26 protein-coding genes are annotated in these 22,951 nt (G+C 71.7%); 10 read left to right on the forward strand and 16 right to left on the reverse strand.

Annotation, left to right across the window (positions count from 1 at the left end; all coding sequences use genetic code 11):
• Positions 1 to 346: 346 nt before the first annotated feature.
• Positions 347 to 1,021 (reverse strand): DNA-3-methyladenine glycosylase, encoded by a 675-nt coding sequence (locus FH715_RS14530; RefSeq protein WP_139645261.1) that lies wholly within the window; start codon positions 1,019 to 1,021, stop codon positions 347 to 349.
• Between the two features lie 127 nt (positions 1,022 to 1,148).
• Between FH715_RS14530 and FH715_RS14535 the strand changes: the two genes are divergently transcribed.
• Positions 1,149 to 1,682, forward strand: a complete 534-nt coding sequence (locus tag FH715_RS14535) for a YbhB/YbcL family Raf kinase inhibitor-like protein (RefSeq protein ID WP_139645262.1) — start codon at positions 1,149 to 1,151, stop codon at positions 1,680 to 1,682.
• A gap of 187 nt (positions 1,683 to 1,869) precedes the next feature.
• A complete protein-coding gene (locus tag FH715_RS14540) occupies positions 1,870 to 2,394 on the forward strand; it encodes an HNH endonuclease (protein WP_139645264.1) in 525 nt (174 codons plus the stop codon).
• Positions 2,395 to 2,480: 86 nt separating this feature from the next.
• Here FH715_RS14540 and FH715_RS14545 read toward each other — a convergent pair whose 3' ends face one another.
• The 3 genes from FH715_RS14545 to FH715_RS14555 all read right to left on the reverse strand — a co-directional run bounded on the left by FH715_RS14545 (position 2,481) and on the right by FH715_RS14555 (position 4,787).
• Positions 2,481 to 3,449 carry an SPFH domain-containing protein gene (locus tag FH715_RS14545; RefSeq protein ID WP_097228804.1) on the reverse strand — a complete coding sequence of 323 codons (969 nt, stop codon included), beginning with the start codon at positions 3,447 to 3,449 and terminating at the stop codon, positions 2,481 to 2,483.
• 56 nt (positions 3,450 to 3,505) lie between these two features.
• Positions 3,506 to 3,928: an NfeD family protein gene (locus FH715_RS14550; protein WP_139645266.1), complete on the reverse strand. Its 423-nt coding sequence runs from the start codon at positions 3,926 to 3,928 to the stop codon at positions 3,506 to 3,508.
• A gap of 67 nt (positions 3,929 to 3,995) precedes the next feature.
• On the reverse strand, positions 3,996 to 4,787 hold the full coding sequence (locus FH715_RS14555; RefSeq protein WP_139645268.1) for an ABC transporter ATP-binding protein: 792 nt from the start codon (positions 4,785 to 4,787) through the stop codon (positions 3,996 to 3,998).
• A gap of 132 nt (positions 4,788 to 4,919) precedes the next feature.
• Here FH715_RS14555 and FH715_RS14560 point away from each other — a divergent pair, with 132 nt between their 5' ends.
• Positions 4,920 to 5,708 carry a hypothetical protein gene (locus FH715_RS14560; RefSeq protein ID WP_139645270.1) on the forward strand — a complete coding sequence of 263 codons (789 nt, stop codon included), beginning with the start codon at positions 4,920 to 4,922 and terminating at the stop codon, positions 5,706 to 5,708.
• A 112-nt stretch (positions 5,709 to 5,820) separates the two neighbouring features.
• Here FH715_RS14560 and FH715_RS14565 read toward each other — a convergent pair whose 3' ends face one another.
• From FH715_RS14565 to FH715_RS14585, 5 genes are all read right to left on the reverse strand, one after another.
• Positions 5,821 to 6,060, reverse strand: a complete 240-nt coding sequence (locus FH715_RS14565; RefSeq protein ID WP_139645271.1) for a chaplin — start codon at positions 6,058 to 6,060, stop codon at positions 5,821 to 5,823.
• A gap of 160 nt (positions 6,061 to 6,220) precedes the next feature.
• Positions 6,221 to 6,460 (reverse strand): chaplin, encoded by a 240-nt coding sequence (locus FH715_RS14570; RefSeq protein ID WP_139645272.1) that lies wholly within the window; start codon positions 6,458 to 6,460, stop codon positions 6,221 to 6,223.
• A 158-nt stretch (positions 6,461 to 6,618) separates the two neighbouring features.
• The gene (locus FH715_RS14575; protein WP_139645273.1) at positions 6,619 to 7,254 is read right to left on the reverse strand and encodes a response regulator; all 636 of its coding nucleotides are present in this window, start codon (positions 7,252 to 7,254) and stop codon (positions 6,619 to 6,621) included.
• The gene (locus FH715_RS14580; RefSeq protein WP_139645274.1) at positions 7,247 to 8,398 is read right to left on the reverse strand and encodes a GAF domain-containing sensor histidine kinase; all 1,152 of its coding nucleotides are present in this window, start codon (positions 8,396 to 8,398) and stop codon (positions 7,247 to 7,249) included. Before FH715_RS14580 ends, FH715_RS14575 begins: the two co-directional genes overlap by 8 nt.
• A 101-nt stretch (positions 8,399 to 8,499) precedes the next feature.
• Positions 8,500 to 11,034, reverse strand: coding sequence for an FHA domain-containing protein (locus FH715_RS14585; protein ID WP_139645276.1), 2,535 nt, complete (start codon positions 11,032 to 11,034; stop codon positions 8,500 to 8,502).
• A gap of 275 nt (positions 11,035 to 11,309) precedes the next feature.
• On the opposite strand from FH715_RS14585, the gene serB reads away from it, so the two are divergent.
• The gene (gene serB / locus FH715_RS14590; protein ID WP_139645277.1) at positions 11,310 to 12,533 is read left to right on the forward strand and encodes a phosphoserine phosphatase SerB; all 1,224 of its coding nucleotides are present in this window, start codon (positions 11,310 to 11,312) and stop codon (positions 12,531 to 12,533) included.
• 36 nt (positions 12,534 to 12,569) lie between these two features.
• Here the strand turns inward: serB and FH715_RS14595 are convergent, their stop codons facing one another.
• From FH715_RS14595 to FH715_RS14605, 4 genes are all read right to left on the reverse strand, one after another.
• Positions 12,570 to 13,088, reverse strand: a complete 519-nt coding sequence (locus FH715_RS14595; RefSeq protein WP_139645279.1) for a SixA phosphatase family protein — start codon at positions 13,086 to 13,088, stop codon at positions 12,570 to 12,572.
• 72 nt (positions 13,089 to 13,160) lie between these two features.
• Positions 13,161 to 13,346: a hypothetical protein gene (locus FH715_RS14600; RefSeq protein WP_139645281.1), complete on the reverse strand. Its 186-nt coding sequence runs from the start codon at positions 13,344 to 13,346 to the stop codon at positions 13,161 to 13,163.
• A 205-nt stretch (positions 13,347 to 13,551) separates the two neighbouring features.
• Positions 13,552 to 13,668: an SGM_5486 family transporter-associated protein gene (locus tag FH715_RS29315; protein ID WP_281290753.1), complete on the reverse strand. Its 117-nt coding sequence runs from the start codon at positions 13,666 to 13,668 to the stop codon at positions 13,552 to 13,554.
• Between the two features lie 16 nt (positions 13,669 to 13,684).
• Entirely contained in the window at positions 13,685 to 14,962 is a 1,278-nt protein-coding gene (locus FH715_RS14605; protein ID WP_139645283.1) for a CynX/NimT family MFS transporter, read from the reverse strand.
• Between the two features lie 80 nt (positions 14,963 to 15,042).
• Between FH715_RS14605 and FH715_RS14610 the strand changes: the two genes are divergently transcribed.
• Positions 15,043 to 15,726, forward strand: a complete 684-nt coding sequence (locus tag FH715_RS14610; protein ID WP_139645285.1) for a FadR/GntR family transcriptional regulator — start codon at positions 15,043 to 15,045, stop codon at positions 15,724 to 15,726.
• A 236-nt stretch (positions 15,727 to 15,962) separates the two neighbouring features.
• On the opposite strand, the gene fabI is transcribed toward FH715_RS14610, so the two are convergent.
• A complete protein-coding gene (fabI, locus tag FH715_RS14615) occupies positions 15,963 to 16,742 on the reverse strand; it encodes an enoyl-ACP reductase FabI (protein ID WP_139645287.1) in 780 nt (259 codons plus the stop codon).
• Between the two features lie 4 nt (positions 16,743 to 16,746).
• Positions 16,747 to 17,466, reverse strand: coding sequence for a 3-oxoacyl-[acyl-carrier-protein] reductase (gene fabG, locus FH715_RS14620; RefSeq protein WP_139645289.1), 720 nt, complete (start codon positions 17,464 to 17,466; stop codon positions 16,747 to 16,749).
• Positions 17,467 to 17,946: 480 nt separating this feature from the next.
• On the opposite strand from fabG, the gene FH715_RS14625 reads away from it, so the two are divergent.
• Both FH715_RS14625 and FH715_RS14630 read left to right on the forward strand, forming a co-directional pair.
• A complete protein-coding gene (locus tag FH715_RS14625; protein WP_139645291.1) occupies positions 17,947 to 19,473 on the forward strand; it encodes a TldD/PmbA family protein in 1,527 nt (508 codons plus the stop codon).
• A gap of 127 nt (positions 19,474 to 19,600) precedes the next feature.
• A complete protein-coding gene (locus tag FH715_RS14630) occupies positions 19,601 to 19,801 on the forward strand; it encodes a DUF397 domain-containing protein (protein WP_139645293.1) in 201 nt (66 codons plus the stop codon).
• A 200-nt stretch (positions 19,802 to 20,001) separates the two neighbouring features.
• Here the strand turns inward: FH715_RS14630 and FH715_RS14640 are convergent, their stop codons facing one another.
• Positions 20,002 to 20,283, reverse strand: coding sequence for a hypothetical protein (locus FH715_RS14640; RefSeq protein WP_139645295.1), 282 nt, complete (start codon positions 20,281 to 20,283; stop codon positions 20,002 to 20,004).
• A 131-nt stretch (positions 20,284 to 20,414) separates the two neighbouring features.
• Here FH715_RS14640 and FH715_RS14645 point away from each other — a divergent pair, with 131 nt between their 5' ends.
• The 3 genes from FH715_RS14645 to FH715_RS14655 all read left to right on the forward strand — a co-directional run bounded on the left by FH715_RS14645 (position 20,415) and on the right by FH715_RS14655 (position 22,934).
• A complete protein-coding gene (locus FH715_RS14645; RefSeq protein WP_139645297.1) occupies positions 20,415 to 21,248 on the forward strand; it encodes a helix-turn-helix domain-containing protein in 834 nt (277 codons plus the stop codon).
• Between the two features lies 1 nt (position 21,249).
• A complete protein-coding gene (locus FH715_RS14650; protein ID WP_139645300.1) occupies positions 21,250 to 21,447 on the forward strand; it encodes a DUF397 domain-containing protein in 198 nt (65 codons plus the stop codon).
• Between the two features lie 80 nt (positions 21,448 to 21,527).
• Positions 21,528 to 22,934 (forward strand): metallopeptidase TldD-related protein, encoded by a 1,407-nt coding sequence (locus FH715_RS14655; RefSeq protein WP_139645302.1) that lies wholly within the window; start codon positions 21,528 to 21,530, stop codon positions 22,932 to 22,934.
• The last annotated feature ends 17 nt before the right edge of the window (positions 22,935 to 22,951 follow it).

A 22,951-nucleotide genomic window follows, 5' to 3' on the forward strand; every position in this document is an offset into this window, starting at 1 on the left:
GTGAATGCTTCATCAAAAGATGTCACCCACAAAGATGCTCGAACATCCTCGCAAATAACTCGAAAATCTGGCATTGACTTTTGGCACGCTGTTGAGTTCTCAAGGAACGGACGCTTCCTTCAAACCCCTCTCAGGGCCCTCCGGGCGTTCCCTTCGCTGTGTCCACTACTTTAGAACCAACCCCGCCCGAATTCCAAATCGGGCTCCTCCCGGTTGTTTTTCGGCACGCCGAAAAAGGCCCCCGGAGGGAAGAGATCACTGCTTTGTAGTGGGTGTCGTCCAAGCTGCTCCGAAGGGTCTGACGACCGTCTTCCAGGAGCGTCTGCTTCAGGCGACTCGATCTACATTACGACCCTGTTGCGTCGGCGTCAAGCCGCGCAGCTCGGCGTCGGGGTTGGTGGGCCCGGTAGGGGCTGACGGTGGGGTCCTCGGCGATCCAGTAGCGCCAGGGGTGCACCGCGCCCGGGCCCGATATCCCGGTGCGGGGGCCGCTGTTGACTCCTCGGGCGGGGACGGGCGTGCCCTGGCGGACGCGGAGGGGGGCGGCGGGATCCGCGCCGCAGACGTCGGTGCCGTTGAGGACGCGGTCCACGTCGAGCGCGGTGGCCAGGCGGGCCGGCCCCTTGGCCAGCTCGTGGTCCCCGCGCGCCTTCGGCCTGCGGGCGCGGGCCAGTTCGGCTCCGGTGAGGATCTCGCCCGCGCGGAGCAGCACACCGCTGGCGTGCCCCTCGGGTCCGCAGACCAGGTTGAGGCAGTGCCACATGCCATAGGTGAAGTAGACGTAGGCGTGTCCCGGAGGGCCGTACATCGAGGCGTTGCGCCGGGTGCGACCGCGGTAGGCGTGGGAGCCCGGGTCGATCTCGCCGGCGTAGGCCTCGACCTCGGTGATCCGGAGGGTGATCGTCCCCTCCTCCGTGGTGCGGACCAGGGTGCGGCCGAGCAGTTCGGGCGCGACGTCGAGCACGGGGCGGTCGAAGAAGTCGCGCGGCAGCGGCTGCTCTGGGGTGGGCTTCGTCGGCACGTCGCTCTTCCTACGTCTGCTCTGCGTTTTCCCTGTGTCCTCCCGGGGCTCTTCGAGAGCTTCCGGGGTGGCGCGCTGACTAGGCTAACGGGGCCAGCAAACCGTTCGACGAGGAGGTTTCCGCTCTATGTCCGAGTTGCGCCGCCGTCCCCTCCCCCATGACTTCCACCCGCCGGTGGCCGCGTTCGCGGTGGCCAGTGAGGGGTTCGACGAGGGGGCGACCCTGCCCGACGCGCAGGTGCACGCCGGGGGCAACACCTCGCCTCAGCTCAGCTGGTCCGGCGCCCCCGAGGGGACCCGGAGCTACGCCGTCACCTGCTACGACCCCGACGCGCCGACGGGCAGCGGGTTCTGGCACTGGGTGCTGTTCGACCTGCCGGCCTCGGTGACCGAGCTGCCGGCGGGTGCCGGGGCCGCCGGCGGCGCCGGGCTGCCGGACGGGGCCGTACACGTGCGGAACGACTACGGGACGCGGGACTTCGGCGGGGCCGCGCCCCCGCCGGGGGACGGTCCGCACCGCTATGTCTTCACCGTCTACGCCGTGGACCAGGAGAAGCTGGGTCCGGACGAGAACGCGACGCCGGCCCAGGTCGGGTTCATGCTGCGCTTCCACGCGATCGGCCGGGCCCAGTTGGTCGGGGAGTACGAGGTGCCCGCCTGAGGTCGGGCCCCTCGGGGCCGACCGAGCCGTGAACGGACGGGTCCCCGCCGGGGGCCCGTCCGTCGTTCATCCCCCGTTCCCGCGCCGTGTCGGTGGGGGAAATTGCGTTGTCCGACCGTGGTGGTGGCGGCACAGTGGGTGCCGGGCCGCCGGGGGCGGCGGTGCGGGAGACGGGGAGGTGGTCGGGGTGTCGGGAACCCTGGTGTTGAACGCGAGTTACGAGCCGCTGTCGACGGTTTCGCCGCGTCGGGCCGTGGTGCTGGTCCTGCGGCGCAAGGCGGAGCTGGAGCACGCGGTGCCGGGTGCCTACTTCCGAGGGGCGGCCCTTGATCTTCCGGTTCCGCAGGTGATCAGGTTGCGGCGTTTCGTGAAGGTCCCCTTTCGACAACAGGCGCCCTGGTCGCGCCGGGGGGTGCTGGTCAGGGACAGGCACCGCTGTGCCTTCTGCGGTCGGCGGGCGAGCACGGTCGACCACCTGGTGCCGCGTTCGCGCGGTGGCGGGGACACCTGGTTGAACACGGTCGCCGCCTGTGCGGACGACAACCGCCGGAAGGCGAACAGGACGCCGGCCGAGGCCGGGATGCGGCTGCTGGTCGAGCCGTTCCAACCGACCCCGGCGGACGCACTGGTGCTGGCGCTCGGCGCGCAGGGGTCGCCGGCCTCGCTGCCGGAGTGGCTGGTGGCGCGGACCGGGATGGCCGGCGCCGCCTGAACGCGGTACCAGAACGCGAAGGTGCCGCCCGGGAGTGGGACTCCGGGCGGCACCTTCGCGTTCTCGCGGGGGGTGAGCGCGGTGGGCTACTCGATGCGGGGGCGCTCCCGGGGGGCCGGGGGCTTGTCGAGGGCCGGCTGGCCCCCGCCGTTGCCCCCGCCGCCGTTGTCGTTGTCCCCGGCGCCGGTGAGGCGGTTGAGGTTGCCGCCGAGTCCCTTGAGGGCGTCGCCGATCTCGCTGGGCACGATCCAGAGCTTGTTGGAGTCGCCCTCGGCGATCTTCGGCAGCATCTGGACGTACTGGTAGGAGAGCAGCTTCTGGTCCGCGTCGCCCGCGTGGATCGCCTCGAAGACCGTGCGGATCGCCTGGGCCTCACCCTCGGAACGGAGGGCGGCGGCGCGGGCGTCACCCTCGGCGCGCAGGATCTCGGACTGCTTGGCGCCCTCGGCCTGGAGGATCTCGGACTGCCGCACACCCTCGGCCTGGAGGATCGCCGCGCGCTTGTCGCGGTCGGCGCGCATCTGCTTCTCCATCGAGTCCTGGATGGAGGTCGGCGGCTCGATCGCCTTGAGCTCGACGCGGTTGACGCGGATGCCCCACTTGCCGGTCGCCTCGTCGAGGACACCGCGCAGCGCCGCGTTGATCTCCTCGCGGGAGGTCAGGGTGCGCTCCAGGTCCATGCCACCGATGATGTTCCGCAGGGTGGTGACGGTGAGCTGCTCGATGGCCTGGATGTAGTTGGAGACCTCGTAGGTCGCCGCCCGCGCGTCCGTCACCTGGTAGTAGATGACGGTGTCGATGTTGACCACCAGGTTGTCCTGGGTGATCACCGGCTGCGGCGGGAAGGGAACGACCTGTTCGCGCAGGTCGATCCGGTTGCGGATGCGGTCGATGAAGGGAACGACGATGTTGAGGCCGGCGTTCAGGGTGCGGGTGTAGCGGCCGAAGCGCTCCACGATGGCCGCGCTGGCCTGCTGGATCACCTGGATCGTTTGGACGAGCGCGATGACGACCAGCACCACCAGGATGATCAGCACGATGATGATGGCGTCCATCGTGTACTCCCCTTGCGGCTAGTTGAGTTGGGACTGTTGAGGTGTCGCGGCAGCCATCACATCACGATGGCGGTGGCGCCGTCGATCTCGACGACGCTGACCTGGGTGCCGGGCTCGAAGGCGTCGTCGTCGCCCAGGGAACGGGCCGACCACTCCTCGCCGGCGAGCTTGATCCGGCCGTTGTTGACGTCGACGCGCTCCAGCACGACGGCGGAGCGCCCCTTGAGGGCGTCGACGCCGCTGCGCAGCTCGGGAGGGCCGTTGCGGGAACGGCGCGCGATGGGGCGCACGACGGCGATCAGTGCCGTGGAGACCACGGCGAAGACCAGGACCTGGAGGACCAGGTTGTCCGTGAGCGAGGCGGTGACCGCCGCGGCCACGGCGCCGGCGCCGAGCATCCCCAGCTCCGGCATGGTGGTGAGCACCAGTGCGATGCCGAATCCTCCGGCGGCTATCAGCCACCACACCCAGAAGTCCACGCGGCCATCGTAGTGCCCCGGACACGCCGAGGAACAGGGCGCCAACCGGTCAGCGGACGCGGGGAGTTCAGCCCAGCGGAAGTCCCCGCGCCGTCCAGCGGTCGCCCTGGCGCTCGACCACCAGGGGCAGGCCGAAGCAGCGGGAGAGCTGGGCCGAGGTCAGCGTGGACTCCAGGGGGCCGGCGGCCAGCACCGAGCCGTTCTGGATGAGCAACACATGGGTGAAGCCCGGCGGGATCTCCTCGACATGGTGGGTGACCATGACCATCGCGGGGGCGTACGGGTCGCGCGCGAGGCGCCCGAGCCGGCGCACCAGGTCCTCGCGCCCGCCGAGGTCGAGTCCGGCGGCCGGCTCGTCCAGCAGCAGGAGTTCGGGGTCGGTCATCAGGGCGCGGGCGATCTGGGTGCGCTTGCGCTCGCCCTCGGAGAGGGTGCCGAAGCGGCGGTCGAGGAGGTCGTTCATGCCGAGGCGGTCGAGGAACGCGCGGGCGCGCTGCTCGTCGACGGCCTCGTAGCTCTCCTGCCAGCCGGCGGTCATGCCGTAGGCGGCGGTGAGCACGGTCTGGAGCACGGTCTGGCGGCGGGAGAGCTTGTCGGAGAGGGCGCTGCTGGCCATGCCGATGCGGGGGCGGAGTTCGAAGACGTCGACGCCCCCCATCTTCTCGCCGAGGATCTGCGCCGTGCCGCTGGTGGGGAACAGATAGCTGGAGGCGACGTTCAACAGGGTGGTCTTGCCCGCTCCGTTGGGGCCCAGGATCACCCAGCGCTCGCCCTCGGCGATCGACCAGGAGACCTTGTCCACCAGAGCGCGGCCTTCGCGGACCACGGATACGTCCACCAGCTCCAGTACATCGCTCATGCGCGCGGTTTCTCCCCTTGCCATCGCCGTTTCGGTGCCTGTGGGCACTTCCCCAGGACAAAACCTACGCCACCCTTCCCCGCTGTCGGGCGTCAGGCAGCGCGTTCCGCGTCACTCCCTAAGGTAGAGGCCATGTGGGAGGAACCTCGTGTGGGGCGGCTGGCCGCCTGGGGCAACGCGTTGCTGGCCGGTCTCGTCTCGCCGGACGACGCCGCCGCCGGTGCGGTCGGGGAGGACGCGGCACACCGTGTGGTGGGGCTGCCGGGTGAGTCGGGGCAGGTGGGGCTGACGCTGGCGTGGGGTCGGCTGCGCGCCCTGGGGGCGGTGGGGCTGCGGATCGCGCTGCCGACGCCGGGGCATCCGCTGGGGCTGAGCGGGCCGCCGGAGTTCAACGAGGCGGCGCTGGACGCGGGTGAGGCCGTGGTCGTCTCGGGGGCGGCGCTGGGTCTGGTGCCCGAGGTGGTGGAGCGGGGGCCGGAGGGCGACAGCCGGTGCGAGGTGCTGTGGCGGGTGTCGCCGGTGCGGCAGGCGCCGCCGGCCGACGTGCCGTCGCTGGGCGAGGCGGAGCGGGAGTTGGCCGAGGTGATGCGGGACGCGACCGCGGCGCTGACGGCGTTGGACGTGGCGGGTTCGGGGCCGGTGGCCGACGCCTCGTTGGCGGCGTACCGGGCGCGGATGGAACGGGGGCGGCAGCTGTTGGCGCCGGGGTATCCGCCGCGTGCGGTGCGGGTGTTGGAACTGGCGTCCCGGGTGGGGGCGCTGGTGGAGATCGCGCGGGGGGACGGAGGCGGCGGGGCGGTGAGCGCGGGGGAGCTGGCGCGGCGGGAGGAGCTGCTGCGGCCCCTGGAGCGCGCGGCGCGGCGGGCGCGGGTGGCGGCGTACGACGCGTACGCGGAGGAACGGGAGCGGCAGCGCGGGTAGTCGGGCGGCGTGGCGGTTCGGGGAAGGCCGCGACGCGGCGTTCGGGCGGCGGGAAGGGGGCGGCCCCCGGAGCCTGGCTGGCTTCCGGGGGCCGCGGGTGACCTGGGTGGCGTCAGCTGTTGACGGCCGTGTTCCCGAAGGTCGGGTTGAGCAGGCCGATCACGTTGACCGAGTTGCCGCTGACGTTGACCGGCACGTCGATCGGGGCCTGGATGTTGTTGCCCGAGATGACGCCGGGGGAGCCGGCGGCGCCGCCGATGGCGCCGGAGTCGGCGGCGGCGGTACCGGCGACGGCGCCCAGGGTGGCGCCGGTGGCGGCGAGGACCAGGGCGGCCTTCTTCGCGTTGTTCATGGGATGCGTTCCTCCTGGACGAATGCGTGTGCCGCGACCCCGCTGCGGGGGTCGCGTGGTGCACAACGCGTCGATCTGGCGTGCGGCACGGGCGGGAGGCCCGATACCCCCGTTCGGATCAACGCGGGGGGACGGGGGCTGACGGTGCCCCTCGTCCGGGTCAGTGGTTGACGGCGGTGTTGCCGAAGGCCGGGTTGAGCAGGCCGATCACGTTGATGGTGTTGCCACTGACGTTGACCGGCACGTCGACCGGGATCTGCACGCTGTTGCCGGAGGCGACACCCGGCGACAGGGCAGCCGCGCCGGCGGCGCCGCTGTCGGCGGCGGCCACCCCGGCGCCGGTGGCGGCGATGCCGCCGACGATGAGGGCGACGGCGCCGGCCTTCTTGAAGTGGTTCACGTCGAGTCCTTTGGCTGGGTTCTCGGGTTCGTGTCCGGGGCGGGGTTGCCCCGGCTCCTCCCTCAAGAACGGCCGTGCGGCGACGGGGACACGCGCGTGATCACTAGGTCACCCGATGGTATGACGAGCGGAGTTGACGGAGGGTGTCAGTCGGCGTGTCAGTCGGCCATGCCGTGACGCACGGCCCACAGGGCGGCCTGGGTGCGGTCGGCGAGGTCCAGCTTCATCAGGATGTTGGAGACATGGGTCTTCACCGTCTTCTCCGAGAGCACCAGGGCGCGGGCGATCTCCCGGTTGGCGCGGCCCCTGGCGATGAGGGCCAGCACCTCGCGCTCCCGGTCCGTGAGCGCGCCGGCGCGTCCGCCTCCCCCGCCCTCCCCCGCCAGCAGCGCGCCGGCGACCTCGGGCTGGAGCAGCACGTGCCCGGCGTGCACGGAGCGGATGGCGCCGGCCAGCGCGTCGGGGTCGATGTCCTTGTGCACGTAGCCGGCCGCGCCGGCGCGCAGCGCGGGGACCACGGTGCGGCGTTCCGTGAAGCTGGTGACGACCAGCACCCGGGCGCCGCTGCCCTGCTCGCGGAGCCGGCCGAGGGCCTCGACGCCGTCGGTGCCGGGCATCTTGACGTCCATCAGGATCACGTCGGGGCGCAGCTCGACGGCCGCGGCGACGCCGGCGGCGCCGTCGGCGGCCTCGCCGACCACCTCGATGTCGTCCTGGACCTCAAGGAAGGTGCGCAGGCCGCGCCGCACCACCTGGTGGTCGTCCACGATCAGTACGCGAATGGCCTCAGCCACCGGGCACCTCCATCTCGATCACGGTTCCCTCGCCCGGCGCCGAGCGCACGGTGAGCGTGCCGCCGACGGCCGAGGCGCGGTCGCGCATGGAGACCAGGCCGAGGTGGCGTCCCGCGGTGCGCACCGCGTCGGGGTCGAAGCCCGTTCCGTCGTCGCTGACCCGCAGCAGGGTGGCGTCGTCCGCGCGGCACAGCAGCACGTCGACGGTGGCGGGCGCGGCGTGCCGCAGGGCGTTGTGCAGCGCCTCCTGGGCGACGCGCAGCAGGGCGGCCTCGTGGGCGGGCGGCAGGGCGCGGATGTCGCGGCAGTCGCAGGAGACCCGGGCGGGGTGGGCGCGGTCCAGGACCTGGGCCTGGGCGCGCAGGGTGGCGGCGAGGCCGTCCTCGTCGAGGGCCGCGGGGCGCAGCTCGACGACGGCGGCGCGCAGCTCCTCCGCGGCCTCGGCGGCGAGGGCGGCGACCTGGCGCAGCTCGTCCCTGGCCCGTGCGACGTCGCGGTCCAGGAGGGTGGTGGCGGCCTGGGCGGTGAGTCGCAGGGAGAACAGCTTCTGGGCGACGGCGTCGTGCAGCTCGTGGGCGAGGCGGGCGCGTTCGTCGGCGATGGTCAGCTCGCGGCTGCGCTCGTAGAGGCGGGCGTTGGTGAGGGCGATGGCGGCGTGTTCGGCGAGCAGGTGGAGCAGCTCCTCGTCCTCGCCGGTGAAGCCGCAGCCGTCGGGGGGCGCGGGCGCGTTCCGGGGGCAGCGCTTGTTGGCGAGGAATATGGCGCCGAGGACCTCCTCGCCGTCGGCGATCGGCATCCCGAGGAAGTCGGTCATCTCGGGGTGGGCGGAGGGCCAGCCCTCGAAGCGCGGGTCGAGGCGGACGTCGGGCAGCCGGACGGGGGTGGCGGAGTTGAGCATGGCGGCGAGGATGCCGTGTTGGCGGGGCAGCGGGCCGATGGCCTTCCACTGCCGGTCGGTGACGCCGTCGACGAGGAACTGGGCGAAGCCGCCGTTGCCGTCGGGGACGCCGAGCGCGGCGTAGCGGGCGTCCAGCAGCTCGCGGGCGGAGCGCACGATGGTCTGGAGCACGTCGTGCACCTGGAGCGTGCGGTTCATCGCCAGCAGCGCGGCGCTTACCGCGGCCAGCCCGGTGGGTGGGCCCATGGCCGAAACGTTAACCCGCCGCCGCCCGGGTCGTATCGGGCGGCGGCGGGTCGTGGTGTGCGGCGCGGGGCCTAGGTCGCGGGACCGAGCGGCCGTGGCGGTCAGGCGCGCATGACCTCGGGTTCGTGGCGGCGCAGGAACTTCATCACCAGGAACCCGCAGATCACGGCGAGCACCAGCAGGGCGGTGACGTCCAGCAGCCAGAAGCCGGCCTCGTGCTTCCAGAGCGGGTCGGGGTCCGGCTCCTCGGTGGGCGAGGCCGTCAGGGTGTTGAGGTCGACGGTGGTGCCGGCGCCGGCCAGTGCCCAGCGGGAGGGCATCAGCCAGGCGAGCTGCTCGACGCCGAGGGTGCCGTGGACCTGGAAGAGCGCGCCGGTGAAGACGAGCTGGACGACGGAGATCATCACCAGCAGCGGCATGGTCATCTCGGAGGTGCGCACCAGCGCGGAGATCACCAGTCCGATCATCATCGAGGTGCAGCCGAGGACCATGATCACCAGGCTCATCTCGACCGCGGGCGAGCTGGTGAAGAGGACGCCCTCCTCGGGCATCTCGCGCGGGGCGAGGCCGATGACGCACAGGATCGCGCCCTGGAGCACGGTGACGATGCCCAGCACGAAGACCTTGGACATCAGATACGCGGAACGGGAGAGGCCGACGGCCCGTTCTCGTTCGTAGATGACGCGTTCCTTGATCAGCTCGCGCACCGCGTTGGCCGCGCCGGAGAAGCACATGCCGACGACGAGGACCAGCAGCACGATGCTGGCGTCGCCGTTGCGCAGCCCGTTCTCCGGTGGGCCGTAGCCGAGGCCGGAGTCGGCGGGGATGGCGAGGCTGACCAGGCCCAGGATGACGGGCAGGGCGACCGTCAGGCCGAGGAAGCCCTTGTCGGCGAGGATGACGGCGGCGTAGCGGCGCATCAGGGTCAGCACCTGGGAGCCCCAGGTCTGGGCCTTCTGCTGGATCACGCCCATCGGCTGGTAGGGGGCGGCCTGCGGCTGCACCGCGTCCAGGTCGGCGGCGTACATCTGGTAGTGCTGCGAGCCGCGCCAGCGGCCCATCCAGTCGTAGTCGCGGTAGTTCTCGAACGCGGAGAAGACGTCGGCCCAGTTGTCGTAGCCGAAGAAGTTGAGCGCCTCGTCCGGCGCACCGAAGTAGGCCACGCCGCCGCCGGGGGCCATGACCAGCACCCGGTCGCAGAGGCCGAGTTCGGCCACGGAGTGGGTGACGACCAGCACGGTGCGGCCGTCGTCGGCGAGGCCGCGCAGCAGCTGCATCACGTCGCGGTCCATGCCCGGGTCGAGGCCCGACGTGGGCTCGTCGAGGAAGATCAGCGACGGCTTGGTGAGCAGCTCCAGCGCGACGGAGACACGCTTGCGCTGGCCGCCGGAGAGGGAGGAGATCCGCTTGTCGGCGTGCGGCAGCAGCTTCAGCTCGGCCAGCACCTCCTCCACCCGGTTGTTGCGCTCGGCGACCGCGACGTCGCCGGGGAACCGGAGCTGGGCGGCGAGCCGCAGCGCCTGCCGGATGGGCAGGGCGGTGTGCAGGATGTCGTCCTGCGGGACCAGGCCGATGCGGTGGCGCAGCTCGGCGAAGTGGGTGTAGAGGTTCCGGTGGTCGTACAGCACCTCGCCGTAGGTGGCGGGGCGGTAGCCGGTGAGGGCGCGCAGCAGCGTCGACTTGCCGGAGCCCGAGGGGCCGATGACGCCGATCAGCGACTTCTCGGGGACGCCGAAGGAGACGTCGTTGAGGATCGTGGTCTGGCCGTTGTTGACCTGGACGGTCAGGTGGCGGGCCGAGAAGGAGACCTCACCGGTGTCGACGAACTCCTGGAGCTGGTTACCGACCAGTCGGAACGTGGAGTGGCCGATGCCGACGGTGTCGTTGGGGCCGAGGTTGGCGCGGCCGTTCTTCGGCAGCTGCTGGCCGTTGACGTAGGTGCCGTTGTGGCTGCCCATGTCGTGGATCTCGAACCGGCCGTCGCTGTGCGCCTGGAACTCGGCGTGCAGCCGGGAGACCTGGAGGTCGGGAACGACCAGCTCGTTCTCCAGCGCACGGCCGATGCGGGTGACCTGGCCGACGGCGAACTGGTGAAGGCTGGTCGCGCCGTTGTTGGGCTGGCCGCCGTCGGCCGGCGGGGCGCCGGCGGGCTGTTGCGGCGGCGGCCCGCCCGGCTGCCCGTAGGGCGTCGTGGCCGGAATCTGCGGGGGCTGCTGCTGGTAAGGCGTGGCGGGCGCCTGCTGCGACTGGTAAGGCGCGGCAGGAGCCTGCTGCGACTGGTAAGCCGCGCCCTGTCCCGACTGGTACGGCATCGCCGCCGTCTGCTGGGACTGGTAGGGCTCGGCGCCGCCGGTGAACGACAGCCGGGGGCCGTCGGTGGCGTTGCCCAGGTGTATCACCGTGCCGGGCCCCAGCAGCTGCTGTTGGACCCGCTGCCCCTGGGCGTATGTCCCGTTGGTGCTGCCGTGGTCCTCCACCACCCAGCTCTGCCCACCCCAGCGCACGGTCGCGTGGCGCCACGAGACCCGGGAGTCCTGGAGGACGAAGTCCCCCTGTGGATCTCTCCCGAGGCTGTAGGACCGCGTAGGGTCCAAGGTCCAGCTCTGACCGTTCAGTTCCAGTACGAGTTCTGGCACTCCATGCCCCACAAAGTCGTCCCCCGAGTGACTTCCGACCGGAAGTCTAGGGATGGTTGAACATCGTTGGGGCACTATTCCAGGCTCGGGGCGAAAACAGGAAGTCGCCCCCCGAAAGTGGCCACGCTGTCGCCAAGCGTGAACCCGCCCGTGACCTCGGCGCCGGCGCCCGTGCCCCCGGCGGCGGCGCGGTGACCGACGGCCGGTCGGGGGTGTCCGGCTGCCGGACACCCGAGGCGCCGGCCCGCCGGGCAGCGGCTAACGTGGGCCCCATCATGACCTCCGTGACTTGGGCCGACGAGATGGCCCCCACGCTGTTGGTGAAGATCTTCGGACGGGACCGCCCGGGGCTGACCGCCGGGCTCTTCCGCACACTGGCCGGTTTCCAGGTCGACGTGATCGATATCGAGCAGGTCGTCACCCGGGGAAGGATCACGCTCTGCGCGCTGGTCCGCGCCCCGGTCGGGGACGCCTCGGGGGGCGGCGAGGGCCAGCTGCGGGCGACGGTGCACGCCTGGGCCGAGGGCGCCGGGCTCCAGGCGGAGATCATCTCCGGCACCGGCGACAACCCGGCGCGCGGCACGGGCCGCAGCCACGTGACGGTGCTGGGGAACCCGTTGACCGCGGAGGTCACGGCCTCGGTGGCGGCCCGGATAGCGGCCACGGGCGGCAACATCGACCGGATCTACCGGCTGGCGAAGTACCCGGTGACGGCCGTGGAGTTCGACGTCTCGGGCGCGCCGACGGAGGTACTGCGCACCGCCCTGGCGCGGGAGGCGGCGGCCAGCGGCGTGGACATCGCGGTCGCCTCCTCCGGGCTCCAGCGGCGCGCGCCCCGGCTGGCCGTGATGGACGTGGACTCGACGCTGATCCAGGACGAGGTGATCGAGCTGTTCGCGGCGCACGCCGGCTGCGAGGAGCGGGTCGCCGAGGTGACGGCGGCGGCGATGCGCGGGGAGTTGGACTTCGAGCAGTCCCTGCACCAGCGGGTGGCGCTGCTGGCCGGTCTCGACGAGTCGGTGGTGGACAAGGTCAGGTCCGAGGTGCGGCTGACGCCCGGCGCGCGGACGCTGATCCGGACGTTGAAGCGGCTCGGCTGCCAGGTGGGCGTGGTCTCCGGCGGGTTCACGCAGGTGACGGACTCGCTGGCGGAGCGGCTCGGGCTGGACTTCGCGGCGGCCAACACCCTGGAGGTGGTGGACGGGAAGCTGACCGGCAGGGTCACGGGCGAGGTCGTCGACCGGCCGGGGAAGGCGCGGCTGCTGCGGCGGTTCGCCGCCGAGGCCGGAGTGCCGCTGTCCCGGACGGTGGCGATCGGCGACGGCGCCAACGACCTGGACATGCTGAACGCGGCGGGCCTGGGGGTGGCGTTCAACGCCAAGCCGCTGGTGCGGGAGGCCGCGCACACGGCGGTCTCGGTGCCGTTCCTGGACACCGTGCTCTACCTGCTGGGGATCACCCGGGAGGAAGTGGAGGCCGCCGACGCCCAGGGGTGGTGAGGCGGTGGCGCGGCGGCCGGCCGGGGGCGGCCCGGCTCACGCGTGGGGGGTCCAGAAGTCGGTGAGCGTGGCGGCGCCCGGCTCCAGCGACTTCCAGCCGCCGGGCAGCGTCAGCACCGCCTGCGAGGCGGTGGGGAAGCCGCTGGCGTGCACGCGGGCGAGGGTGTCGCCCTCGGCGGTGCCGGCGAGCAGGTCGGACAGCGCGTGCAGGGTCGGGTTGTGCCCGATCACCAGCAGGTCGCGAACGGCGTCGTCCACCTCGTTGAGCACGGCGATCACCTGGCCGGGGGTGGCCTCGTAGAGGCGGCTCTCGTAGGTGGTCCTGGGGCGGCGCGGGAGTTCGGCGGCGCACAGCTTCCAGGTGTCGCGGGCGCGCACCGCGGTGGAGCAGAGGGTGAGTTCGGGGGTGACGCCCGAGCCGGCGAGCCGGCGTCCGGCGGTGACGGCGTCCTGGCGGCCACGTTCGGCGAGCGGCCGATCGTGGTCGGCCACGTCGGGCCAGTCGGCTTTCGCGTGTCGGAGAAGGACGATTCTGCGGACGACTTCGACGCTCATGTGTCCCAGCTTCGCACGAAACGAGCGGCGGGGCCCGGGCCGTTGGGCGCCACTCCCCCGCGGGCGCGGAGGTCAGCGCAGGGAGGCGTGGACGTACTCGAAGAGCTGGCTGACCGGGTCGGTTCCCACGGTCGCCGCCGTACTGTCCTGGGCGGAGGCGAGCAGGGCGAGCAGCGCGGCGAAGCTGGCGATCGGCAGGGCGACGGCCCACCAACGCAGGCGCATCTCCCCCTGGGTGGGCCGGGCGCGAGCGGTCATGGCGCTTCCCTTTCGTCCGCTTCCTCGTCGGCGCGGGTCCCGTGCCCCGGTGGGGCGTTCGGGCTCCCGTTGAACCAAGAATCTACGGACGGCGGGCGCGCGGGCCCATCCGGTGAGCCACCCAGTCCTCCCTGAACCCAACCCCCTAGGGGAAGGTGGTGTCAGCACCACCCCGCGGGCGCTCCGGCGGGCCCCGGGCGGGGGTTCAGGGGGAGGCGAGGGTGGCGATCACGGCGATGACCACGGAGATCCCGAGCATGGCGCCCAGGATCAGCAGCAGGTTGCGTTGGCCGTTGCGGGGGTTCGGGTCGAGCGCTGGCATGGGGACAGTGTCCCACTCAGCCGTCGTCCTCCACGCAGCGGTCCCGTCCGGCCAGCACCCCGCAGCAGACCTGGGCCGTCAGCAGCGTCCCGAGCAGGAGCAGCGGGGCGCTCCAGCCGCCGGTCGCCTCGTTGAGCGCGCCGACCAGCAGCGGCCCGGGGACGGAGAGCAGATAGCCGATGCTCTGGGCGAACGCGGAGAGGCGGATGACGCCCGTGCCGGTGCGGGCGCGCAGGCCGATCATGGTCAGGGCGACGGTGAACGCGGTGTTGGCGATGCCCAGCAGCACGGCCCACGCCCAGGCGCCGCCGGCCGGGGCCAGCCACAGGCCGAGGTAGCCGGCGAAGCCGCACAGGCCGATGGCGACCACCAGCGGGCCCTGGTGGCGCATCCGGGTGGCGAGGGTGGGGATCAGAAAGCTCAGCGGGGCGCCCAGGCCCATCACGACGGCCAGCAGCATCCCGGCCTCGGAGGCGGGGACGCCGGCGTCGCGGTAGATCTGCGGGAGCCAGCCCATGGTGACGTAGGCGGCGGTCGCCTGGAGCCCGAAGAAGACGCCGAGCGCCCAGGCGGTCGGCGAGCGGGTGAGCCGCAGCCGTCGTTGTCCCGGTGCGGCGTGGCCGTCGCCGGCGCGGCGTTCCGCGTCGCCGCGTGCCCGGCGGGGCACGAACAGCCAGAAGAGCAGCGCCAGGGCCGCCAACGCGGCCCAGGCGGCGAGCCCGTGGCGCCAGTGGCCGCCGAACGCCTCGCTGATCGGGATGGTCAGGGCCGCGGCGCCGGCGGTGCCCAGGGCCATGCCCATCGAGTAGAGGCCGGTGAGCAGCCCGACGCGGTCGGCGAAGAAGCGTTTGACCAGGACCGGCATCAGCACGTTGCCGACGGCTATGCCGGCCAGCGCCAGCGCGCTGGTGGCGAGGAAGACGGCGGTGTCGCCGGCGACGGCGCGCAGCCCGAGCCCGAGGGCGATGGCGGCGAGCCCGGCGAGCACCACCCGGACCGCGCCGAAGCGGCCGGCGAGCCGGGGCGCGGTGACGCCGAAGACGGCGAAGCAGAGCGCGGGCACGGAGGTGAGCAGGCCGGCGACGGTGGCGGACATCCCGAGGTCGTCGCGGACTTCGGCGAGCACGGGCCCCAGCCCCGAGATCGCGGGGCGCAGGTTGAACGCGGTCAACACCAGCGCGAGCGCCAGCAGTACGCGCCCCCGGCGCATCCGTGCGTCGGGATGGCCGGTGGATGCTCGGTCATGGACGGCGGAACGTCGGGGCGGAGTACGGTCTCTCTGAAGAAGCCCCATGACTCTCATCATAGAATCATGGGACGAATGAGGCTCCGGGGGGAGTGCCCGCGGGGCCCGGGATCGGCAACGGGAGAGCCATGTCACTGACCGCACCGCGTCGCGCCGCGCTGGCCGACCAGGTGATCGGCCAACTGCGCCTCCAGATCACCTCGGGCGAGTGGCCGGTCGGCTCCCGCATCCCGACCGAGCCCGAGCTGGTGGAACGGCTGGGCGTGGCGAGGAACACGGTCCGCGAGGCGATCCGCGCCCTCGCCCACAACGGGCTGCTGGACATCCGGCAGGGCTCGGGCACGTATGTGGCGGCGACCAGCGAGTTGGCGGGCGTGATGCACCGCCGCTTCGCGGAGGCCAGGCCGCACGACGTGGCGGAGGTGCGCAGCACCCTGGAGGCGTCGGCGGCCCGGCTGGCCGCGCGCCACAGGACACCGCGCGAGCTGCGGCAGTTGGACGCCCTGCTGAAGCGCAGGGAGAACGCCTGGGGCACGGGGAACGTGGAGAGCTTCGTCGAGGCGGACGCGACCTTCCACATGGCGGTCGTCCAGGCCTCGCACAACGAGGTGCTGACCGCGCTCTACGCGGATCTGGGCTCCGTCGTGAGGGCGTTTTTGCGCCATGATGTGGGCGACGAGCTACGGGCCGACGAGCACATGGACCACGGCCGGCTGGTCGACGCGATCCGCTCCGGGGACCCGGAAACGGCGGGCAGCGAGGCGGGTTCGTACGCGCGGGTGTGCGGGCGTTCGCTCTACGCGGCCGGCTGATTCCGGCCGCGCGCGGGGCTCCTGCCGGCGCACGGCGCCGCGCGCTCACGCTCCCCCGGTACCCGTGCGCGCCGCCCGGCAGCACGCGCGCCCCCGGACGCCCGTTCGCGCCCCTCATGCCCGTTCGCGCCGCCCGGCGCGCGCCCCGGGGTGCGTCGGTCTCCCCCGAAGGGCGAACGTCGAAGGGCGCGGACGCGTGCTCACGCACCACGTCCGCGCCCCCGGGCACGTCGGTGTCAGGCGCCCATCATGTGGACGCCACCGTCCACGTGGACGATCTCACCGGTCGTCTTCGGGAACCAGTCCGACAGCAGCGCCACCACGCCGCGGGCAGCCGGCTCCGGGTCCGTCAGCTCCCAGCCGATGGGCGCGCGGGTGTTCCACACGTCCGCCAGCTCCTCGAAGCCCGGGATCGACTTGGCGGCCATCGACTTGATGGGGCCGGCCGAGACCAGGTTGACCCGGATGTTCCGGTCGCCCAGGTCGCGCGCCAGATAGCGCGAGGTGGCCTCCAGGGCCGCCTTCGAGACGCCCATCCAGTCGTACTTGGGCCATGCCACCTGCGCGTCGAAGTCCATCCCCACGACCGAGCCGCCGCGCTGTTCGAGCAGCGGCAGGACCGCCATGGTCAGCGACTTCAGCGAGTAGGCGGAGACCTCGACGGCCGTGGCCACGGAGGACCACTCCGCGTTCAGGAAGTTCCCCCCCAGCGCGTCCTGCGGGGCGAACGCGATGGAGTGCACCACGCCGTCCAACCCCACGCCCTCGCCGAGGTGTTCGGTCACCCGGTCGGCCAGGGTCGCCAGGTGCTCGGCGTTCTGCACGTCCAGCTCGATGACCGGGGCGGGCTTGGGCAGCCGCTTGGCGATCCGCTGCACCAGGGAGAGCCGGCCGAAGCCGGTGAGAACCACCTCGGCGCCCTCCTCCTGGGCCAGCCGGGCGGCGTGGAAACCGATCGACGCGTCGGTGATCACCCCGGTGACGAGGATGCGCTTGCCGGCGAGAAGTCCACTCATGTCGTCAGTGACCCATGCCCAATCCGCCGTCAACGGGGATGACGGCTCCGGTGATGTAAGCGGCCTCTTCGGAGGCCAGGAAGCGCACGGTCGCGGCGACCTCGTCCGGCTCGCCGTAGCGCGCAGCGGGGATCTTCTCCATGATCACCTTGCGCTGCTCGTCCGTCAGCTCCCGGGTCATGTCGGTGTCGATGAAGCCGGGCGCCACCACGTTGCAGGTGATGCCGCGCGAGCCCAACTCGCGGGAGAGCGAACGCCCGAAGCCGACCAGAGCGGCCTTCGAAGCGGCGTAGTTGGCCTGCCCGGCGGAGCCGGCGAGCCCGACCACCGAGGAGATCAGCACGATCCGGCCGGTGCGGGCCCGCAGCATCCCCTTGGAGGCGCGCTTGACCACGCGGAACGTGCCCACGAGGTTGGTCTCCAGGACGGTGGAGAAGTCCTCCTCGGACATCCGCAGCAGCAGGGTGTCGCGGTTGATACCCGCGTTGGCCACCAACACCTCGACCCGGCCGTGCGCGTCCTCCACCTCCTTGAACGCCTGCTCCACCTGCTCCGGCTCCGTGATGTCACACTTCACCGCCAGACAGCCCAACTCCACCAGCTCCTGGGGCGGCTCGCCGGAGCGGTAGGTGATGGCGACCTTGTCACCCGCCCCGGCCAGAGCGCGGGCCATCGCAAGGCCGAGCCCGCGGTTGCCTCCGGTCACCAGTACCGAGCGGCTCAAGGGACCACCTCTTTCGTCTCGTGTGCTTTCCACAACGCTAGACCCTCCGGTGGTAAACGCGTTAACCAAGGCGCGACAGCCAGCGCGACGGCTGGCTGTGGGGTTCCCACAGCGCGCGAAAGGCGCCATGCGGGCGGCCGAAGACAGACGTTCCGGAACGCTCGGAACCGGTCGGGAACGGAAAGGACAGGCAACGAACGGCATTCGGCCGCGCGAAAGTCGCGCGGAGCGCGCGGAGCCGGAAGACCGCGCCGCCGCTCGCCCGCACCCGGCCGTGGGCACGTCGCCGGCTCCGGCCGTGCGCCCCGCCCGTGGACACCGTGCGCCCCGCCCGTGGACACGGCCTTGGCCGATGGGGGGTCGGGGGACGAGTATCTGTGCACGCGCGCCACACGCGCCGCCGCCGAGGCCCCGGCAAGGCCAAGGCCGAGAAGGACAAGGCCGGGACAGTGCCGGGACAGTCAAGGACAGGAGAGACGGTTGCCCAGGACCATCGACGAGGCGTTCCTCGCGCTGCCCCTACGACAACTCGCCGACGCCGCCCTCGCCAGGGCCAGGGCACTGGGCGCCGAACACGCCGATTTCCGGCTGGAATCCGTCCGTCACGCCCGCTGGTCGCTGCGCGACGCGCGCCCCGCCGGCACCGACTCCACCACCACGACCGGCTACGCCGTCCGCGTGGTGCACGGCGGCAGTTGGGGCTTCGCGGCCGGCGTCGACCTCACCATGGACGCGGCGGCGAAGGTCGCCGCCCAGGCCGTCGCGTTGGCGAAGCTCTCGGCCCAGGTCTCCGGGGCGGCCGGCGCGGACGAGCGCGTCGAGCTGGCCGACGAGCCGTCGCACGGGGAACGCACCTGGATCTCCTCCTACGAGACCAGCCCGTTCGAGGTCCCCGACGCGGAGAAGATCGAGCTGCTGGCCGACTACAGCGCCCGGCTGCTGGCCGGCGACGGGGTCAGCCACGTCGACACCATGCTGTGGGCGGCGCAGGAGAACAAGTTCTACGCCGACACCGCCGGCACCGTCACCACCCAGCAACGGGTGCGGCTCGCCCCCTCGTTGACCGCCACCTCGGTGGACGCCGCCACCGGCCGGTTCGACACCATGCGCACCCTGGCGCCCCCGGTCGGGCGCGGCTGGGAGTACCTGACGGGCACCGGCTGGGACTGGGACGACGAACTGGCGCGGATGCCCGAGCTGTTGGCCGAGAAGATGGCCGCGCCCTCCGTGACCCCCGGCAGCCTCGACCTGGTGATCGCCCCCTCCAACCTGTGGCTGACCATCCACGAGTCGATCGGCCACGCCACCGAGCTGGACCGGGCGCTCGGCTTCGAGGCGGCCTTCGCCGGCACCTCGTTCGCCACGTTCGACCAGCTGGGCTCGCTGCGTTACGGCTCGGACGCGATGCACGTGACCGGGGACCGGACGGTCGAACACGGCCTGGCCACCGTCGGGTTCGACGACGAGGGCGTGGCGGCGCAGAGTTGGGACCTGGTGCGGGACGGCGTCCTCGTCGGCTACCAGACGGACCGCCGCATCGCCCGGCGCCAGGGCTTCGACCGCTCCACCGGCTGCGCCTTCGCCGACTCCCCCGCGCATGTGCCGCTTCAGCGGATGGCCAACGTCTCCCTCCGGCCGGACCCCGAGGGGCCCGCCACGGAGGGGCTGATCGAACGGGTGGAGAACGGGCTCTACATCCTGGGCAACGGCTCGTGGTCGATCGACATGCAGCGGTATAATTTTCAGTTCACCGGACAGCGGGCCTATCTGATCCGTAACGGTCAACTGGCGGGTCAGGTGCGGGACTTCGCCTACCAGGGCAACACCACCGACTTCTGGGGCTCGATGGAGGCGGTCGGCGGCCCCGAGACCTACGTGCTCGGCGGCTCGTTCATGTGCGGCAAGGCCCAACCCGGCCAGACGGCCGCCGTCTCCCACGGCTGCCCCTCGGCGCTCTTCCGGAACGTGAACGTGCTCAACACGGCGCGGGAGGCGGCGGTCTCCTGAGGAGGCACCCGCTTCGCGACCGGTGGCGACGGTCGCGAAGCGGCGGCCGGGCGCCCCCGTGTCCCGGGTTCGGCAACGGGGTAACTGGACCACGGCAAGCCGAGCACCAAGGACACGAGGAGCTGCGATGAGACACATCCCCGACGCGAGCGGGCTGACCGGATGGCGGAAAAGCTCCTTCACCAACAACGGCGCGGGTGACTGCGTGGAGGTCACGTACACGCTGGACACCGTGGTGCCCGTACGCGACAGCAAGCGTCCGACGGGCCCCGCCGTCGTGCACTCCCGAGCGGCCTGGGCGGCCCTGGTCGAGCACGTGAAGAAGTAGGGACTACCTCTTCCACGGAGCCCGCGTGTCTACCGCTGGGCGGACGCCACCCAGTACTCCGTGCACCTGCCGTTGACCGCGCGCAGGATGTCGTTGTCGAAGAACTCGACCGGCCCCTCGGTCGTGCGGCCCCGGCCCACCCACCGGCCGGCGACGAAGTCCCCGCCCGCGCTCCGGCCCCCGAAGGCCCCCAGACACGTTCAGCTGGGCGGGAGCGAACCGAACCTCCTCGGCTCCTCGACGGGCGCGGCGTTCAGGACGCTGATCAGCTTCTCCAGATGGTCGCCGCGGCACGGCCCCAGCTCGATCACGACGTTGTTGGTGTTCGCGCAGTACATGTCGAGGTAGCGCGAGTCCAGGCCGATGTCCGTCATCGTGATGCCGTGCCGGCGCACGGCCCGCTCCATCTCGGCGACGAGCCGCAGCGGCTCGTCCCCGTCGTAGTCCAGGTCGATCTCGTCCCGCCTCAGGTGAACCATCATCGGCTGACCTCCAACTGCACTCGCGATTACGGGTTGTTGCCGTCTGGTCACCATCGTGGCAGAGGTGTAAGGATGAAAGCACGCTGAGCGCGTAACCAAATACGCGCGGTTAATGCGGGGGCAACGAGGAGGTGTTGACGCTGCTGACCAGTGACAACAGCGCCGGGGTGGTTGGTCAACAACAGCGCGTCGCGGCCAGGATTCGCACACTGCGGGAGGGCCGGGCAATGTCGTTGAGACAACTGTCCGAAGCCGTCACCGGATACTCGGCCTCCTACCTGAGCCGGGTGGAGACGGGGAAGAAGGCGCCAAGTCCCGCGTTGGTCACGGCGCTTGACGAGTACTTCGGGGAAGGAGGCGCCCTGGAGGAGCTTCAGGCGATGTCCTCGGAGATGACCGTGGCGCGGTCTTCCAGAAGCGTGGTGAAGCAGGAACGCCGGGCCCGGAGGATCCGGGTCCTCACCTCATCACTGATCCCGGGCTTGTTGCAGACCGAGGGCTACGCCCGGGAGTTGATCAGCACGGGCCTCCCAGGCACTTCGGCTGCCGAACTGGAGCAGTGGGTGGCCTCGCGAGTGGCACGGCAACGCATCTTCGGGGGCGACGACCCACCGTTCTACCGGGCGCTGATCGACGAGTCCGCTCTCTGCCGAGGGGCACGGGCACCGGGTGTCATGCGCGGGCAATTGGAGCATCTACTCGCCGCGGGCGAACGACCGCGTGTGGCTGTCCAGATCATTCCGTTCAGTGCGGGGATTCACGCGGTCATGGGGGGCAGCATCACCATGCTGGAGCTCGCCGATGGATCTGCGGTCCTGTTGACCGAGTCGTTCGATAGCGGTCGGATCGTAGACTCGCCCAATGATCGAGCCCGTCAGGGGCAGCGCTTCGACAACGCACTGATGTTGGCCCTGAACGAGGCACAGTCGAAGACTTTGATCACTGATTACCTGAAGAGGCAATGACATGAGGACGTTCCCCGCCGGGCAGCTGAACGGCTGGCGCAAGAGCACCTACTCCGAGAACGGCGCAGGCGGCTGCCTCGAAGTCGTCGACGGGCTCGCCGACACCGTCCCCGTACGCGACTCGAAGAACCCCAACGGACCCGCCGTACTCATGCCCGTCGCCGCGTGGCGGGCGTTGCTCGATCACGTGAGGCGCTAGCCCCGGTGGCCGGGCGCCCTCTAGCCTGCGTCAATGCAGACTGAGGGCACTCGGTTGGACACCACGCGGGAGGCGAGCCGATGAGCGCTGCCGGACCACACGAGACGATCGAACGCGCGCTGGAGCTGTCGCGGGCCGACGGCACCGTCGTGATCGTCGAGGAGCGAAGCTCGGCCAACCTCCGGTGGGCGCTCAACGCGTTGACCACCAACGGGCAGACCCGGGGCCGGCAGTTGACCGTGATCGCCACGGTGAACGGCGCCACGGGGGTGTCGGTCGGGGTGGTCTCCCGGTCGGCGGCCACCGGCGACGAGGTGGAGGCCGTGGTCCGGGCCGCCGAGGAGGCGGCCAGGCAGTCGCCGACCTCGGACGAGGCCAGCCCGCTCGTGCCGGGCACGGCGATGCCCGCCTCGGCGGACTTCGCCGACGCGCCGGCGGAGACCTCCTCTGCGGTCTTCGGGGGCTTCGCGCCGGCGCTCGGGGAGACGTTCGCGCGGGCGGCGCGCGAGGGGCGTGAGCTCTTCGGGTTCGCCGAGCACGAGATGGTCTCCAGCTACCTGGGCACCTCCAGCGGGCTTCGGCTGCGGCACGACCAGGCCACCGGCTCCCTGGAGTTGAACGCCAAGTCGGACGGCCGGCGGCGTTCCTCGTTCGTCACCGTTCCCGTGCACGACTTCTCCGCCCTCGATCTCGCGGCGCTGGACTCCTCGTTGGCGGCGCGGCTGGCGTGGGGCGACCGCACGGTCGACCTGCCGCCCGGCCGCTACGAGACGCTGCTGCCGCCCAGCTCGGTCGCCGACCTGTTGCTTTACCAGCATCTGACCGTCGACGCCCGGCGCACCCACGAGGGGCGCACGGTCTTCAGCAGGCCCGGCGGCGGGACGCGGGCCGGGGAGCGGCTGACCGGGCTGCCGATGACGCTTACCAGTGACCCTGCTGACGCGGGGATGGAGGCGGCGCCGTTCGTGCTCACCCGTTCCTCGGCCGACAGCTTCCTCGCGAGCAACTCGGTCTTCGACAACGGCCTTCCGCTGGGCCGCACCGAGTGGATCGCGGACGGGACGCTGCGCACGCTGACCAGCAGCCGGCACTCGGCGGAGCTTTCCGGGCTGCCGCTGGCCCCCGTGGTGGACAACCTGCGGCTGGACGCCGGTGGCACCGCCTCGCTGGACGAACTGGTCGCGACCACCGAGCGCGGCCTGCTGGTCACCTCCCTCTGGTACATCCGCGAGGTGGATCCGAAGAACCTGTTGCTGACCGGGTTGACCAGGGACGGCGTCTTCCTGGTCGAAGGTGGTCAGGTGGTCGGTCAGGTCAACAACTTCCGGTTCAACGAGTCGCCGGTGGAGGTCATCGCCCGTGCCAGCGAGGCGTCGGCGACGGGGCTGACCCGTTCCCGGGAGTGGGGCAGGTACTTCCCGAGGGTGGCGATGCCGGCACTGCGGGTGCCGGAGTTCCACATGAGTTCGGTCAGCCCGGGCGTGTGAGCGGGCGGCCGTAGAAT

This window comes from Streptomyces sedi (assembly GCF_006335015.1).
In the GTDB taxonomy this organism is placed as follows: domain Bacteria; phylum Actinomycetota; class Actinomycetes; order Streptomycetales; family Streptomycetaceae; genus Streptomyces; species Streptomyces sedi.

Bases quoted from the DNA above. Each gene is read 5' to 3' on its own strand.
- FH715_RS14535 (WP_139645262.1), top strand. From the start codon at position 1,149: ATGTCCGAGTTGCGCCGCCGTCCCCTCCCCCATGACTTCCACCCGCCG.
- FH715_RS14545 (WP_097228804.1), bottom strand. From the start codon at position 3,449: ATGGACGCCATCATCATCGTGCTGATCATCCTGGTGGTGCTGGTCGTC.
- FH715_RS14555 (WP_139645268.1), bottom strand. From the start codon at position 4,787: ATGAGCGATGTACTGGAGCTGGTGGACGTATCCGTGGTCCGCGAAGGC.
- FH715_RS14560 (WP_139645270.1), top strand. From the start codon at position 4,920: ATGTGGGAGGAACCTCGTGTGGGGCGGCTGGCCGCCTGGGGCAACGCG.
- FH715_RS14565 (WP_139645271.1), bottom strand. From the start codon at position 6,060: ATGAACAACGCGAAGAAGGCCGCCCTGGTCCTCGCCGCCACCGGCGCC.
- FH715_RS14580 (WP_139645274.1), bottom strand. From the start codon at position 8,398: ATGGGCCCACCCACCGGGCTGGCCGCGGTAAGCGCCGCGCTGCTGGCG.
- serB (WP_139645277.1), top strand. From the start codon at position 11,310: ATGACCTCCGTGACTTGGGCCGACGAGATGGCCCCCACGCTGTTGGTG.
- FH715_RS14595 (WP_139645279.1), bottom strand. From the start codon at position 13,088: ATGAGCGTCGAAGTCGTCCGCAGAATCGTCCTTCTCCGACACGCGAAA.
- FH715_RS14600 (WP_139645281.1), bottom strand. From the start codon at position 13,346: ATGACCGCTCGCGCCCGGCCCACCCAGGGGGAGATGCGCCTGCGTTGG.
- FH715_RS29315 (WP_281290753.1), bottom strand. From the start codon at position 13,668: ATGCCAGCGCTCGACCCGAACCCCCGCAACGGCCAACGCAACCTGCTG.
- FH715_RS14605 (WP_139645283.1), bottom strand. From the start codon at position 14,962: ATGGGGCTTCTTCAGAGAGACCGTACTCCGCCCCGACGTTCCGCCGTC.
- FH715_RS14610 (WP_139645285.1), top strand. From the start codon at position 15,043: ATGTCACTGACCGCACCGCGTCGCGCCGCGCTGGCCGACCAGGTGATC.
- fabI (WP_139645287.1), bottom strand. From the start codon at position 16,742: ATGAGTGGACTTCTCGCCGGCAAGCGCATCCTCGTCACCGGGGTGATC.
- FH715_RS14630 (WP_139645293.1), top strand. From the start codon at position 19,601: ATGAGACACATCCCCGACGCGAGCGGGCTGACCGGATGGCGGAAAAGC.
- FH715_RS14640 (WP_139645295.1), bottom strand. From the start codon at position 20,283: ATGATGGTTCACCTGAGGCGGGACGAGATCGACCTGGACTACGACGGG.
- FH715_RS14650 (WP_139645300.1), top strand. From the start codon at position 21,250: ATGAGGACGTTCCCCGCCGGGCAGCTGAACGGCTGGCGCAAGAGCACC.
- FH715_RS14655 (WP_139645302.1), top strand. From the start codon at position 21,528: ATGAGCGCTGCCGGACCACACGAGACGATCGAACGCGCGCTGGAGCTG.